This is a genomic window from Achromobacter sp. HZ34, from assembly GCF_002209485.1.
Taxonomy (GTDB): Bacteria; Pseudomonadota; Gammaproteobacteria; order Burkholderiales; family Burkholderiaceae_B; genus Bordetella_C.
The window spans coordinates 212,115-226,251 of the sequence record NZ_NJIX01000005.1; the positions used below are offsets into that span (position 1 = coordinate 212,115).

The window sequence follows — 14,137 nt, forward strand, 5'->3', positions numbered from 1 at the left end:
AAACGATCTTCCGAAACGATCTTCCGACCCGACCTCCGGAACCGACTTACTCGAACGACTTGCCGGCGGCCGCCAGCGCATCGAGCAGGCGCGCCAGCTTGTCCGGATTGCGTTGCACCTGCACCGCGACGATGCGCGCGCCATCGGTTTCGTAAGACTGTGCCGACTCCAGCTGGCCTTCCATGAACCGCAACAAAGCCAGCTGGCCGTTCAATTCCACGGTTTCCACGCGCAGCCCGGCCGGCCCCGGGCCCAGCCGGCGGTATGCCGCGAAGAACAGGTGGGCGATGCGATCGCCGCCCACCATGGGTTTGGGGAAACTGGGCACCTTGCCGCCGCCGTCGCCCACCAGGCGGGCGTCCTCGGCCAGCAAGGCGGTAAGCCCGGCCAGGTCGCCCTGCTGCATGGCGTGGGCAAAAGCGCTGACCACGCGGCTATGCGTCTCGCGGGTAACCACGTAGCGGGTGCGCCCTTCGCGCACCTGTACCCGTGCGCGGGCCACCAGCTGGCGGCAGGCTTCTTCCGTCTTGTCGAGGATGCGCGCCACTTCGGCGTAGTCCGCCTCGAACACGTCATGCATCAGGAACGCCGCGCGTGCTTCAGGCGCCAGGCGCTCCAGCACGTTGAGGAAGGCCACGGAAATGTCATCGGCAAAGACGTGCATTTCCTCCGGGGTTGGCGGCGCTTCGGTGAGAAGGGGCTCGGGCAGCCAGAAGCCGAAGTACTGCTCGCGCTGCTGCCTGGCCGCACGCAGCCGGTCGATGGCCAGGCGCGTGGTCACGGTGACCAGCCAGGCCTCGGCGTTTTCCAGCGACGCCTGGTCCGCTGCGTGCCAGCGCAGCCAGGCATCCTGCACCACGTCTTCCGCCTCGGCGACGCTGCCCAGCATGCGATAGGCGATGCCGTGCAGCCGCGGGCGCGCGCGCGTGTAGATGTCGTCGTTATGGTTCATGGTCGCCGGCTCGATATGCGCTGGCGGCAGCGCTTCCCGCCCGGGCGAATGATCGCATTGCCGGCGCCTGCTTACAAGCGGCGCCGGCTCGTCCGTCAGAACTTGATGCTGGCGCTCAGGCTGAAGGTACGTGGATCGCCCGCCTTGACGTAGTCCGCCGACTGGTACAGCCAGTAGCGCTTGTTGGCCACGTTGTTGATGCCGGCACGGAAGGTGGTGTCATAGCCGGAGATGCGGGTGTCGTAGGTCGCACCGATATTGAAGATGGTGTAGTCGTCGACCTTCACGTCATTGGATGCCCCCAGCATGGCCGAGCCCGTGTACTTGGCGTCGGCGCGCAGCTTCAACCCCGGCACGCTGGGTACGGCGTAGGCGATCTGCGCGGCGGCGGTCCAACGCGGTGCGCCGGCCACCCGATTGCCGATGTAGTCCGAACCCTTGCGGTATTCCGTGTCCAGGAGCATCAGGCTGCCGCCCAGGGTCCAGTCGCGGCCCAGGCGCCGGGAACCGGCCAGCTCCACGCCCTGGTACAGCGATTCGCCGTTCTGCACCAGTTCGTTGTTGGCATTGGTGTATTCCGCCTTCTTCTCGATGCGGAACACCGCGGCCGTGGCGGCCCAGTCTTCCTGGCCGGTCTTGATGCCCACTTCATACTGCTTGCTCTTCAGGGGATCGAGCAGCGCGCCGTAGTTCGCATAGGTGATGCCGACCGATGACCCCGGCTCCAGCGCTTCCATATAGCTGGCATAGGCCATGGTGCGCGGCGAGAACTTGTACATCAGGGCAAAGGTGGGCGCGGGCACGCCGTTCTTCTTGTAGCTGGACGATTCCTCGCCCGTCGGTGTGAATCCGCGCTGGCTGTAGTCCGTATAGCGTACGCCGGCCAGCAGCGACCACGGACCGCCCAGGTCCATGGTGTCGCTGGCGAACAGCGACTTCTGCGTGATCTCCGCCGCGCGATACAGGTCCAGCCCGCCGTCGCTGTAATAGGCATTGGTGTTCTGGCGGAACAGGTTGCCGGTGCCCGCCGGGAAATAGACGCCGTCCACGCTGTAGTCGTTCTTCTGCTTGGACCACGACGCGCCCAGCACCACCTGGTGATTCACCGGCCCGGTGCGCAGGCGCCCTTCCACCATGCTTTGCCACTGGTTGTACGCATAGGCTTCGCCGTAATCCGACAGATAGTTGTCGTAGTCGCCCGCCTGGTTGCGCAGGAACAGCACCGATTCATTGCGGCGCGTGCGCGTCGAGCTGTAGCTGTAATTGCTGCTGAAGGTCCAGTCCGTATTCAAGGCGTACTTCAGGCCGGTCGAGTAGTAGCGGAACTCGTTGTCGGCGTACTGGCCCTTGGAGTTCAAGGTCTGGTCGTCATTGCGCACGGCCCGGGGCAAACGGTTGCCGCTCAGTTGTCCGGCATAGATGGTCGGTTCCTGGTTATGCACATCGCGATTCTGTACCAGGGTCTGGAAGTCCCAGGTCAGGCGGTCGGTCAGGCGCGCATCCAGCGCCAGCGACAGGGAGTTGCGGTTCAGGCGGCCATCGTTGTACGTATTGCCGTTCTCGTGGGTGGCGTTCAGGCGGTAGCCAATGGCACCGCTGTCGCCCACGCGGCCACCCAGGTCGACGTGCTGCTGCAGCAAGCCCTTGGACACATAACCGACGCTGAGACTGCGCAAGGTCTCGTCGGTGGGCTTCTTGGTGACGTAGTTGATTAGGCCGCCGGGAGAGCCGAAGCCGTACATGAAAGCCGTAGCGCCCTTGAGCAGATCGATCTGCTCGAAATGCTCATAGGGCAGCAGCGTGACGTAGCTGATGAAGGGCTTGCCATCGATGCGATACGAGTTCTGCCAGTCCAGCGGCAGCCCGCGCACGGACAGGTAGCTGGACCACGCGCCATAGGACGCGCTGTTGTCCGTCACCGAGGCGTCCAGGGCGAAGACGTCGCCCAGCTTGTTGACCTGCCGTTCGCTGAGATCCTGCGCGCTCACCACCGTGCTGGAAAACGGCGTTTCCAGCACGCTGCGCTGGCCCAGCGCGCCGCTGTTGACCGGCGCATCGACATTCACGACGCTCGTGTCGATGGCGCTGCCGGTGACGCTGACCGCGGGCAACGTGGCCTGGGTGCTGGCAGATGCTGCCGGCTGCGGCTGGCTTGAGGTCGATGACGGCTGCGCCTGGCCTGCAGCGGGGACCACGGCCTGGGCATGGGCCGCGGTGGGCGGCAGGCACGCCAGCCCGAATATGGCGGTGGCCGCCGACAGCGGACGGGACGAAAAAAAAGGCCTGTTGGCCCGGCGCTGAACGCGTGACTGGACGTGGCGTGCCACGGAAAACCTCCCGGAAAATCTCTGTTATTTGCGTTTGAGATTCAATCTCACTTGCGAATGATACTGATTTGCTTACTTAAAGGAAAATGAAAGAATCGTGGAGGCCCGCGAATACGATGGGCGGGGCACGTGGCCACAGCCGTGTTTTCTGGCGCCGCGCCGCGCGCGGTGCCAGGGCTGTCCAATGATTTGGAGGCATCCGTAGGCGTACGGCCGGCAGCGAACTTGGCCGTGGGCCGTGGATCGCGTAGCGAGCGTCAGGGACTGCGTCAGAACTTGAAATAGCTGATGAAGGGATTGCCGTCGATGCGATAGCCGTTTTGCCAGTCGACTGGCAAACCGCGCACGGTCAGGTAGCTGCCCCAGACGCCATAGGCGGCGCTGTTGTCGGTCACGGCCGCATCCAGCGCGAACACGTCGCCCAGTTTCCTGGCCTGCCGGTCGCGCAGGTCGGTGGCGGTGACCACGGTGTTTGAGAAGGGTGTGTCCAGCACGCTGCGTTGGCCCAGGGCGCCGCTGTGCAGGCGCTGCCCGCGAGGGCGGACAGCATCGTATGAATCGCGAATAGCGGCCGGCTGGCCTGGCGCTGCGCGCATGCCCGGACGTGGCGTACCACGGTACCCCCAAGTGTTCCCCCGGCTGCGGATGGTACCATCGCCCTCGCACTGGCAGGTGGCGTTACACGCCCGCGTTGCTCCCCAACCGTTGCCCGCAGACATTGCTCTTTCAACGTTGCCGCTCGACGTTGCGACCATGACGACATCGCCCGCCCCCTCCACCTCGACCGCCGCTCCCACCACGCCCGCGCAAGCCTGGCGCGCGGTGCAAGCGTATGTCGACGCCGGCAACGGCGCGGCCGCCGGCCCCATGCTGCACGCGTTCGCCGCCATCGCACCGACCGACACCGCCACCTGCAACGAGCTCGTCGCGGCCTTCAGCCGCTGCGGCCTGAGCGCGCAGTCACTGCCTTATGCCCAGCGCGCCGTCGACCTGCATCCGCGCGACAGCGTCGCTCGCAGCAATCTGTGCGAACTGCTGCGCCGCGCCGGCCACATGGACGACGCCGTGGCGCAGGGCCGCCATGCGGTGGAACTGGATCCGGCACGCGCGGCCAACCATTACCACCTGGGCATGGCCTACGCCGAAACGCTGCGGATGAACGAGGCCATTGCCCATTTGCGCCGCGCCATCGCGCTGGAGCCGCGCTTCGCCCAGGCCCACTTCGAATTGTCCGAAGCCCTGCTGCTGACCGCCCAGTTCCCGGAGGGCTGGCAGGAATACGAGTGGCGCTACGCCATGCCCCACGTCAAGCCGCTGCTGCCGCCGGGCCGCGCGCTGCCGGTCTGGGACGGCCAACCGCTGCCGGACCGCACCCTGCTGGTCATCTGCGACCAGGGCTATGGCGACGTCATGCAGTTCTGCCGCTACATAGAGCACTTGCTGGCGCACTGCCCCAAGCTGGTGATCGCCGCCAGTCCACCGGTGCTGCCGCTAGTGCGGCAGCAGTCGCCCCTGCCCCGCTATTTCTCCCATTGGCAGGACATGGGCCACGTCGATTGCCATATCCCGCTGACCAGCCTGCCACGCATTTTCGCCGCGGGCGCGGGGCCGATTCCGCTGCGCATCCCTTACATCCAGGCCGACGCCGCGCGCGCCGCCTGGTGGCGCGCGCGACTGGATCAGGCGGCACCGGCCGCGCCGCGCCGCCGCGTCGGCGTGGCATGGGCCGGCCGTCCCGAACACGACAACGATGCCCGCCGCTCGCTGACGCTGGCGCAATTGGCGCCGCTGGCGGCCTTGCCGGACACCACGCTGGTCAGCCTGCAGGTGGGCCCCGCGCGGGATCAGGTGCAGCAGTACCGCGCCCGCGCGCCCCTGCTGGACGTGGGTGGCCTGCTCACCGATTACGCCGAGACGGCCGCCGTCATGGCGGGCCTGGATCATGTGGTCTGCGTCGACACGTCGGTCGCTCATCTGGCCGGCGCCATGGGGGTGCCGGTCTCGGTGCTGCTGCCTTATGCGCCCGATTGGCGCTGGATGCTGGGACGCGCCGACAGCCCCTGGTATCCGAGCCTGCGCCTGTACCGGCAGGCGCGGCCCTGCGACTGGAGCGGCGTGGTGGAAGCAGTTGCACGGGATCTGATGCGCGGGAGTTGAACGCGCCATAGACGGAAGCCAGACCGCGGAAGGCGGACCGCGAGCGGCGGCCATGTAGGGCGGCCATGCAGGGCGGACATACCGGCGCGGCCAGCAGCGACGCGGGCCTGACGACGCCGCGCCAGTACATCAGCGGGGACGGCAGCGGGGACCGCGGCAGGGACGAGGGGCTCATCGCGCCATGCCATCCGGAACCGGATGGCATGGTTCGGCGACGAAAGGCTTCGTGGCCTCCAGGCCGCCTCTTTTACAGCGCACCAATACATGACCTGGCTGAGCCCCTATCTTCCCTCGCTGCCTTCCCTGAATTCCCTGCCATCCCTGACCTCCCTGCTCGCATCGCCACGCGCGGATGCGAAACCGGCGCCTTCCCACGCTTCGACAGGGCGGGCAGACAAGCGCCGCTTTTCGTTTTCCTTTCCCTTCCAGAATGAACTGAAGCTGCTATACACCGCCAGGCACGCGACGCGCCGGCGCAATACGGCGCCAGCCGGGTGTCCTGGCACGCGCTCATCGCCGCGGCAAATAAGCCAGCAAGTACGGCAGCAGGGGCAAGGGCAAGCGCAAGTACGACCGGCACCACCCGCCAAGGCGCAGGACCGGATGTGGCAGTGGAAGGCCGTCGACAAGGCGCTGCCCGTCGACCGTCACCCGCGCCTGCTGCTGCTGGCCTGGTACCTGGCGCTGTACGCGGATCTGCCGCGGGCATCGTTGAGCGAACACATGCGGGCCCACGAGACCACATCCTGTTGGCGACAGCGGGATCACGCTGCTACGGGTACGCAGGCGGCAAGCGGAGACATCTGCAAGGACACCCTGGACATGCTCCAAGCGCTGGCGCACAACGCCGGCCGCACAGTCGAGAAAAAGGTCTACACCCATGCGCCGTATGAAGATGTCATCGACGACATCAGGCGCCATACCGACGGCGGCGCGCCTTGCCTGGTGTTGGGGCAAGCCGGTGCCCTGCGCGGCTCGATCGAACCAGGCCGCCAACTGACAGGGCCTGGACCGGCAGCGGCATCGACGCCAGCACTACCGATGCCTCGCCTTGTCTACGGCATCCGCCAGGAGGGCGGCAGCCGGCACATAGAGACGCTGGATCTCGGCCGTGGCCGCTCGTACCTGGCGCAGGACACGCCCGCCTTCTGGTGTGCAACGAAAGGCCACGCCGCTGACGTTGACGATGATGCCGATGCCGATGCCGATGCAGCGGACCGCACCCTGTCATTACAGGTCTGCTTCTTTCCGCGACGGGGACGGACGCAACAGGCGTAAATCCTTCATACAGCCAGCCGTCAGGCAGCGGCACAGGGTTTGCTTGATGAGCACCGACCCGCTGAGCGCGGAATCATCGAGGAGAACGAAATGATCAAGAGCCTGTTCGTAGCATCGCTGATGGCGCTGGCCCTGACGGCCTGCAACAAGTCCAACGACGGCGCACCCGCCGCAGCGGCGGGCGGCGCTACGCCGCCGGCTGGGCTATCGCAGCTGGGCGGCCATACTGGCCCCAATAGCCCCAGCAAGTAAACAGTACCTGATCGAGTACCCGGACTCGGGAGAGGCGACGAAGCCGGCGCACGTGCAGAACATAACTCCACCGCGCGCGCCGCAACGCAGCACCGCCGTTCGGCGCTGGCCAGGAAGGCCGGCGCCGAACGGCAGGGCTGTCTATAGACGGTTCCTTGCAGGACAGCCCTTTGAAGCAGCGCTGTCCCTTCAAAGCAGCGCTGTCCGCGCAGGCCAAGCTGTCCCTTACAACTTCGCCAATTCCTCTGCGTAGGACTTGCGCAGCTTGTCCACGCCATCGCTGATCTTGTCACGTCTACCGGCCAGCGTGCCTATCGTGTTTTCCGAATCCGTCATCATCTGCAGATAACGGCGGCCCAATTCGCTGTCAGGCGGCACCGCGCCCAGGTTCTCGCGCAAGCGTCCCTGGTTGTCGTTTTGCGCCGCCAGCTTGCGGTCGATTTCCTCCAGCGACTGTTCGGCCTCGGCCACCTTGGCGCGCGCCTGCGCCAACTGCTTCAGCTTCGCCGCCAATGCCGGATCCGCCGGCGCATTGGACCAGGCCAGCAAGGCTTGCGCATTGGCGTCGGCCAACGCATACGTCGCCGCGCCCGGCCGCTCGTCGACCACTTCCACCTTGGCGGTCGCTCCCGCCGCCACCTGCACGCGCAGGCGCTGGTGCGTTGGCGTGGTGGAATCCAGTTGCTCCGACTTGGTGGTCCAGCCCGCCAACCGCGGGTGCTCGATGATCACCGTGCGCGGCGCATCCGGTGCGCCCTTGATGGAGTAGGTGGTGACACGGCGCGCCAGGTTTTCCGAGCGCAGCATGCCCTGGCTGACCGAGATCTTCACCGTGCGCTGCTCCGGCTTCATCTCCGACGAGATCTCCACCTTGCGGTCGGCGGCGAAGCTGGCCAGGCGCTGTTCGCTCACCGGCAGCGCGGGCAGTTGCGCATCGCCGACGAAACCGGTGTCGGCGTCATACACCGTAAGAATGCCGGTCGGCAGCGACGCACCGCTGGCGTTCTTCAGCATCACCGCCGAGACCGGATAGCGGCTGCCCGATTCAGGTTGATAGACGGCCAGGCGTTCAGCCGGCACTTCGGCATCGACGAAAGGCATGGACAAGGTCTGCCCGCGCGGCAGGCTGACCGGATGCGACAGATGGAAGCTGACGCTGACCAGGTTCTCCTGCGCCACCGGCCCCTCCGCGGCACCTGCTATCGGCGCGAATCCGCCGGCGGGTTCCGCCAGCGGCGCGGGGGCCATGGCGGCAGCGGGCGCCGGGGGCGGAGCCGGGCGCGCCATCTTGGCGCGCTCCATGGAGTACGCCCTGGGCGCCGCATCTTCCGCCGCGGCTTCATCGGTACGGGGCCGGTCGGCCGCGCCTGCCACCACGGGCAGATCGGGCCGTTCGCGCCAATAACGGTCGTACAGCTTCTGCGACAGGGTCACCGGCGCGCCGGAGGTCAGGGTCAGGTCGACGTTGTTCCAGTCTTCGCCCGTGGCGTTTTCCAGCACGGCCCAGCCTTGCAGCCTGGCCTTGCCCGCCTTGTCCAGCACCAGCCGGAACGCCGGCTTCCATACCGGCGCGGCGCTGACGTATTCCAGTCCCAGCTGGCGCGCGCCGCTGCCCTTCACGGCGATGGCGACGTTACGATAGCGTTCGGCGCCTGCCCGGCCCAGCGCCGCCACCGCGCTGGCGAAACGCTCGCGCATACCGTCGTCCAGCACTTCGACGGAAGTGTCCGCGCCCAGGCGCAGGGTATCGATGCGGCGTTCAGCCGTCAGCACCGACAGCGTGCTTTGCGGCAGGGTCGTGTCGCCCTGCTTGCCGTCCACCGTCTGGGTACCCAGGACGGCGCCCTCGATGGTGCGACCGCCCGACGTGGCGCGCACCCGCGTACCGGGCATCTGTTTCAGCAGGTCGGGCAAGGCGCCCAGCAACCCGGCATCGAAAGGCAGTTGGGCGAAGGCTTCGTCCACCGGCGCGGGGCCGTCCAGCGTGACGGACTCCAGGGCACCCTTGGGGTCGCGCACCAGCAGGCTCTTCAGCACATCATCGATCTGCGCGGCCGGGACGCTGATGCGCACCACGCCATCGCCATCCACCTGCACCTGTCGGTGCACTTGCGCCACGCCCCCGGATGACAAGGTGATCCGATCGATGGGAGCCACGGCGGTTTGCGCCAGCAAGGGCGCGGCGGGGACCAGAAACAGAGCTATAGCCAGCGGAGACAACGCTGCGGAGGGCATGGGCAAAAGTCCTAGGTAGCGAAAATGGAGCCTGACTGTAGCGGAAATCCCCTCCTGAGCGCTGGCGTCAACGGCTACAAAAGATTACCAAAGCCCTGGGGCGGCAGCGTGCCGCCATCGGCACCCGGCGCAGGCCGGCGTTGATGCGCCACGGGCCGCCCCAGCAGATAGCCCTGGAAGTGCGAGCAGCCTTCCTCGGTCAGCCTTGCCAGCTGCGTATTCGTCTCCACGCCTTCCGCCGTGGTGGGAATGTCCAGGCTGCGCCCTATCCCGTTGATGGCACGGATGATGGCCAGCGCCTCGCGATTGGTGGCGATGTCCTGTGTGAAGGACTTGTCGATCTTGATCTTGTCGAACTCGAAAGTGCGCAGATAGCCCAGCGACGAATACCCGGTACCGAAATCGTCCAGCGCCACCTTCACGCCCATCTGCTTGAGCGCGTTCAGGATGGCGATGTTGGCGGCCGAATTGGCCAGCAGCACGGACTCGGTGATCTCCACCTCCAGGCGATGCGCGGGCAAGCCCGACTCCTGCAGCGCCGACGCCACCAGGGAAACCAGCGCGCCGTTGGTGAACTGGCTGGGCGACAGATTGACGGCGACGGTCTCGTGATCCGCCCAGGAGGTGGCTTCGCGGCAGGCTTCGTGCAGGGCAAAGCTGCCCAGTTCGTGGATCAGGCCCGTTTCCTCGGCGATGTGGATGAACTCGCTGGGCATGATGACGCCCTTCTCCGGATGGGTCCAGCGCATCAGCGCCTCGCGGCCGGTGATGGTCACGTGCGTAGCGTCGGTGATCGGCTGGTAATAGAGTTCCAGCTGGCGCGTCATGATGGCCTCGCGCAAGTCCATCTCCAGCTCGCGGCGTTTGCGCGCCGCCTCTTCCATTTCGGGGCGGAAGTAGGCCAGCTGGTTGCGGCCATTGCGCTTGGCCTCGTACAGCGCCATGTCCGCGTAACGCAGCAGGTGATCGGCCGAGATGTCTTCCGCGCCGGCCACCGCGATGCCGATGCTGACGCCCACGCTGACCGTATGGCCGTCGATGACAAACGGGGGCCGCACCACTTCGATCAGGCGTTCGGCCACCACCCGCACGTCGTCATCGTGCTCGATGCCGGGCAGCACAACGGCGAACTCGTCACCGCCCAGGCGTGCCATGGTGTCCTCTTCGCGCAGCGCCTTGGGCAGGCGCTTGGCCAGCATGCGCAGCAACTCGTCGCCGATCTGGTGGCCCAGTGTATCGTTCACGCCTTTGAAGTTGTCGAGGTCCAGGCACAGGACGGCCGTCTTGCGATGCCGTCCCTGCGTCGGCAGGGCCTGCAGCAGCTGTTCGCGGAACAGGCGCCGGTTGGGCATGCCGGTCAGCGTGTCGTGATGCGCCATGTAGCGCACCTTGGCATGGGCGGCGTTCTCGTCGGTGACGTCGTTGGCGATCAGCAGCACATAGCGGGAACGGGGATCGGCACCGTGGAACACCAGGGTGTCCAGGCGCAGGATGCGGCTGCCGCGCGCGGTCTGCCATTCCTCTTCGTCGCGCTTGACGCCGTCGACACGCAAAGCCTCGTCGGTCAGGCGTTCCACGGTGGCGGCGATGGGTGCCGGCAGGCAGTCCTGGGCCGTGCGGCCGACCATCTGTGCACGCGAGTGGCCGAGCAGGGTCTCGGCCTGGCGGTTGACCAGCAGGATGTTGCGCGACAACGCATCCATGACCAGCACCGTGGACGGGATATGCGCGATCACGGCCTCCAGGAAGGTCGACAGCGATCGCATCTCGGCGCTGTAGTGTTCGGCCAGGACCTTGGCCTGCACCAGTTGCCGGTCGCGTTCGCGCCTTTCGGTGATGTCGCGCGTGATCTTGGTGTAACCCAGGAACTCGCCCTGGTCGTCATGGATGGCATCGATCACCACATTGGCCCAGAACAGGCTGCCGTCCTTGCGCACGCGCCAGCCTTCCGATTCGAACTGGCCCTGCTCCCGCGCCGTGGCCAGGCCGCGTTGGGGCAGCCCACGGTCCTGGTCGGCTTGCGTGTAGAAACAGGCGAAATTGCGCCCGACGATTTCCGCCGCGCTGTAGCCCTTGGCCCGCTGCGCCCCCGCGTTCCAGTTCACCACATTGCCCTCTGTATCGAGCATATAGATGGCGTAGTCGACCACGCCTTCGATCAGGCGGCGGTACATGATGTCGGGATTTTCAATGGACATGGACTGAGAATGCAAAAGGCGCGGGCGCTGGGGAAATTCCGTGGACGCGCGGGTGCCGAAGGATCTGGCCGCAGGCGGATTGGGGAGGGCGACGCGCCGTGGCGCGAGGGCGCCTGGCCGGGTGGCGCGATGGTGATCGCTGCAAGCCGGTGCGGGGCGTCCTTGCCCCCCGGGCGGACTATACGAGTTTTGTACCTATATGGATGCATTTAACAAGCGCACTTTTTCACCTTTTTTATGAAAAATGCGCGCATTTCACCGGGATTTCACTTTATTTCGCTTCTATTGCAGGGATTTGACCTGCGTCACGGGGCGGCGCGCCGGGCCGCGTTCGCATGGGGCGGAACGCATGGATGATTGCCCTGCCCGCGCCGGCGCTGGCCGCTTGGGCGGCCCCGGGCCGCAACCCATAAGATAGACCCTGCAACGGCCTCACAAGAATCGGCCGGGTACCCAGGAGACAGGGCCATGAATCTTTCCTTGCGGCATATGCGGGCGTTCGCCGCGCTTGCCGACCTGCGCAATTTCACCCGCGCCGCGGAGCACTGCTGCCTGACGCAGAGTGCCTTCAGCGCGCTGATCGCCAATCTGGAAAGCGATCTGGGCGTGAAGCTCTTTTCCCGCAACACGCGTAACGTCGAGCTGACCACGGAGGGTGAAGTCTTCCAGCACATCGTCACGCATCTGCTGCCGGAAACCGAACGCGCGCTGGCGGAGATGCGCGACCACGTGGAGCGGCGCAAGGGCAAGGTAGCCATGGCCGCCCTGCCCTCGATCTGCGCGGGCATCCTGCCGGCGCTGATCGCCGGCTACAGCGAACGCTACCCTGGCATATCGGTGCAGGTGCAGGACGTCGCCAGCACGGTGTGCCTGGACATGGTGCGCAACCGCCAGGTGGACTTCGCCCTGTGCGCCGCGGTATCGCCCAGCGTGGACCTGGACATCGAAGTCCTGGCGCGCGACACCTTTTACCTGATCTGCCGCGAAGACCATGCGCTGGCCACGCGGCGCAAGGTGAACCTGGGCGATGTGGTGGACTTGCCCCTGATCGGGTTCGAGAGCAACAGCAGCATACGCCAGCACCTGGATGCGGCCATCTATCCGCGCCAATGGCGGCGTGCGCACCAGGTCAACAGCCTGTCCACCGCGGCGGGGTTCATCGCCGCCGGCCTGGGCGTGACGGTGGCGCCAACCTTGGCGCTGTACCAGTTCCGCCTGGCCGGTTTGCGGGCGGTACCGCTGGACCTGCCCATCAACGAACGCGACATCTGCCTGGCCAGGCGCCGCGATGCCACCGACTCCCTGGCCGCCGGGGCTTTCATGGACCTGCTGCGGTCCCGGCTGAAGCCGGCCGTGCGGGCTTTGGCGCCGGTTCCTGTCCCGGCCTGACTCGGTCGCGACTGCTTCGGCGGCGGCTGCGGCGGCTGCGGCTGCGACTACGGCCGTTGCGGCAGGCCTGGCCTATGCCGATGCCGGGGGGCCAGCCATGGCGCCGGCTGCCACTCGTGGCGGCGCGGCGGCTATGATGGCGCGCATGATTCCTGTCGCGTTTCCTTCCGCCGGATTTCTCTTTTTGATGGCCGCCTCGTTTTGCGGCCTGGCAGGCCTGGTCTGCTGGCTGGCCATGTTGGCAGTGAGCAAGCGATGCCGGGCGGCAATGCGTGCGGCGCCCATCAAACAGGGCGTGGGCTTGCTGCTGGTGGTGCTGCTCAGTTTCCCCTCGGCGTCCTTCCTTTACGCCATGTGGAGTATCGACCAGGACAACGCCAGGGAAGCGGCAGCGCGCCGGATGACGCTGGCGCAGGCGGCACGTATCGGCCCCGTCGACATGCCGGCGGGAACGCGGCTGACGCTGAGCGTCGCAGGCAAGCCCGAGACCTTTACCCAGGCCGAGTTCGCGTATCCCGTCCTGATAGGCGGCGTCCTGGCCACGCGGGTCAAGCGGGAGATCACCGACGAATACGATCAAGAGAGCTACGACATCTCGGTGAGCTATCCGACGACGATGGCGGTGACCGGTGCAGGCGTGCAGCAGGTGGACGGCTGGCGCTGCGACGCGGCGCGCGGCGTGACGTTCGATACCGCACGCGACGGGACGCTGGTGAGGATGGCGCACTGTGTGCTGGCGCAGGGCAATACGGTAGCCATGCCTGTTCGCGGTGGGAAGGATCCCGCTGCGCGCGGCGTCGGCGCAACGGACCTTGCGTTGCCGCCCGGCCACGTTGCGGCGGATATTGCCTTGCCTGCGGGCAGCGATCTGCGCGCGAGCAGCGGGAATCGTTATGTCGATGGGTTTACCGACGCGGACCGCTGGGAAGTCGAGCCACCGCAAGGCACGGTGCTACGGATAGCCGGGCTGGCGCTGCTGGATCCCCTGATCCGTCTGGACGGCGAGCGGCGTTACTTCGAGCTGCCGAGCGGGAGACTGCCGTGCGATCTGGTGCTTGGCGAGATGCACTACACGGCCGGCACGCGCGTCCGCTCGGCACCGCGTAGCTGGCGCGACAAGCACCCTGACGCATGGGTATTTTCACCGTGGAGCGGCACACCCGCGCGGCGTGATGGCCATGCGGACATCCGTTTCGACCAGTCGGTGCTGCAAACGCCGGACGCCGCGGTCCTGGCCGTGGTCAACAGCGAATCGATAGGCGTCTTTCGCTATCCCGAGTTGATAGTCGAAGGCGAAGAGGCCAAGCCACCGGCGGTGCAATGTCCGGCGCCGGACGGCATGCGCTGAC

General features: G+C 66.5%; 9 protein-coding genes and 1 pseudogene. 5 read left to right on the forward strand and 5 right to left on the reverse strand.

Annotated elements, in window-relative coordinates:
* Window positions 1–46 precede the first annotated feature (46 nt).
* The 3 genes and pseudogenes from CEY05_RS20665 to CEY05_RS31775 all read right to left on the reverse strand — a co-directional run.
* Window positions 47–952, reverse strand: a complete 906-nt coding sequence (locus CEY05_RS20665) for an RNA polymerase sigma-70 factor (protein WP_088597448.1) — start codon at window positions 950–952, stop codon at window positions 47–49.
* Window positions 953–1,047: 95 nt separating this feature from the next.
* A complete protein-coding gene (locus CEY05_RS20670; RefSeq protein WP_369825978.1) occupies window positions 1,048–3,177 on the reverse strand; it encodes a TonB-dependent siderophore receptor in 2,130 nt (709 codons plus the stop codon).
* 383 nt (window positions 3,178–3,560) lie between these two features.
* A pseudogene (locus CEY05_RS31775) lies at window positions 3,561–3,797 on the reverse strand (TonB-dependent receptor plug domain-containing protein); the annotation flags it as partial.
* A 235-nt stretch (window positions 3,798–4,032) separates the two neighbouring features.
* Here CEY05_RS31775 and CEY05_RS20680 point away from each other — a divergent pair.
* From CEY05_RS20680 to CEY05_RS31275, 3 genes are all read left to right on the forward strand, one after another.
* A complete protein-coding gene (locus CEY05_RS20680) occupies window positions 4,033–5,436 on the forward strand; it encodes a glycosyltransferase family 9 protein (RefSeq protein ID WP_158219368.1) in 1,404 nt (467 codons plus the stop codon).
* 603 nt (window positions 5,437–6,039) lie between these two features.
* Window positions 6,040–6,714, forward strand: a complete 675-nt coding sequence (locus tag CEY05_RS20685; RefSeq protein ID WP_088597445.1) for a hypothetical protein — start codon at window positions 6,040–6,042, stop codon at window positions 6,712–6,714.
* A gap of 90 nt (window positions 6,715–6,804) precedes the next feature.
* A complete protein-coding gene (locus CEY05_RS31275) occupies window positions 6,805–6,966 on the forward strand; it encodes a hypothetical protein (RefSeq protein WP_158219369.1) in 162 nt (53 codons plus the stop codon).
* A gap of 225 nt (window positions 6,967–7,191) precedes the next feature.
* On the opposite strand, the gene CEY05_RS20690 is transcribed toward CEY05_RS31275, so the two are convergent.
* Together CEY05_RS20690 and CEY05_RS20695 are read right to left on the reverse strand one after the other, a co-directional pair.
* Window positions 7,192–9,201 carry a DUF4139 domain-containing protein gene (locus CEY05_RS20690; RefSeq protein WP_088597444.1) on the reverse strand — a complete coding sequence of 670 codons (2,010 nt, stop codon included), beginning with the start codon at window positions 9,199–9,201 and terminating at the stop codon, window positions 7,192–7,194.
* A gap of 74 nt (window positions 9,202–9,275) precedes the next feature.
* Window positions 9,276–11,399 (reverse strand): bifunctional diguanylate cyclase/phosphodiesterase, encoded by a 2,124-nt coding sequence (locus CEY05_RS20695; protein WP_088597443.1) that lies wholly within the window; start codon window positions 11,397–11,399, stop codon window positions 9,276–9,278.
* Between the two features lie 468 nt (window positions 11,400–11,867).
* On the opposite strand from CEY05_RS20695, the gene CEY05_RS20700 reads away from it, so the two are divergent.
* Both CEY05_RS20700 and CEY05_RS20705 read left to right on the forward strand, forming a co-directional pair.
* A complete protein-coding gene (locus tag CEY05_RS20700; protein WP_088597442.1) occupies window positions 11,868–12,788 on the forward strand; it encodes a LysR family transcriptional regulator in 921 nt (306 codons plus the stop codon).
* Window positions 12,789–12,975: 187 nt separating this feature from the next.
* Entirely contained in the window at window positions 12,976–14,136 is a 1,161-nt protein-coding gene (locus CEY05_RS20705; RefSeq protein ID WP_143220544.1) for a hypothetical protein, read from the forward strand.
* Window position 14,137 lies beyond the last annotated feature (1 nt).

Coding starts and splice junctions, on each gene's coding strand:
- CEY05_RS20700 (WP_088597442.1), top strand. CDS start 11,868: ATGAATCTTTCCTTGCGGCATATGCGGGCGTTCGCCGCGCTTGCCGAC.
- CEY05_RS20695 (WP_088597443.1), bottom strand. CDS start 11,399: ATGTCCATTGAAAATCCCGACATCATGTACCGCCGCCTGATCGAAGGC.
- CEY05_RS20680 (WP_158219368.1), top strand. CDS start 4,033: ATGACGACATCGCCCGCCCCCTCCACCTCGACCGCCGCTCCCACCACG.
- CEY05_RS20685 (WP_088597445.1), top strand. CDS start 6,040: ATGTGGCAGTGGAAGGCCGTCGACAAGGCGCTGCCCGTCGACCGTCAC.
- CEY05_RS20705 (WP_143220544.1), top strand. CDS start 12,976: ATGGCCGCCTCGTTTTGCGGCCTGGCAGGCCTGGTCTGCTGGCTGGCC.
- CEY05_RS20690 (WP_088597444.1), bottom strand. CDS start 9,201: ATGCCCTCCGCAGCGTTGTCTCCGCTGGCTATAGCTCTGTTTCTGGTC.
- CEY05_RS20665 (WP_088597448.1), bottom strand. CDS start 952: ATGAACCATAACGACGACATCTACACGCGCGCGCGCCCGCGGCTGCAC.
- CEY05_RS31275 (WP_158219369.1), top strand. CDS start 6,805: ATGATCAAGAGCCTGTTCGTAGCATCGCTGATGGCGCTGGCCCTGACG.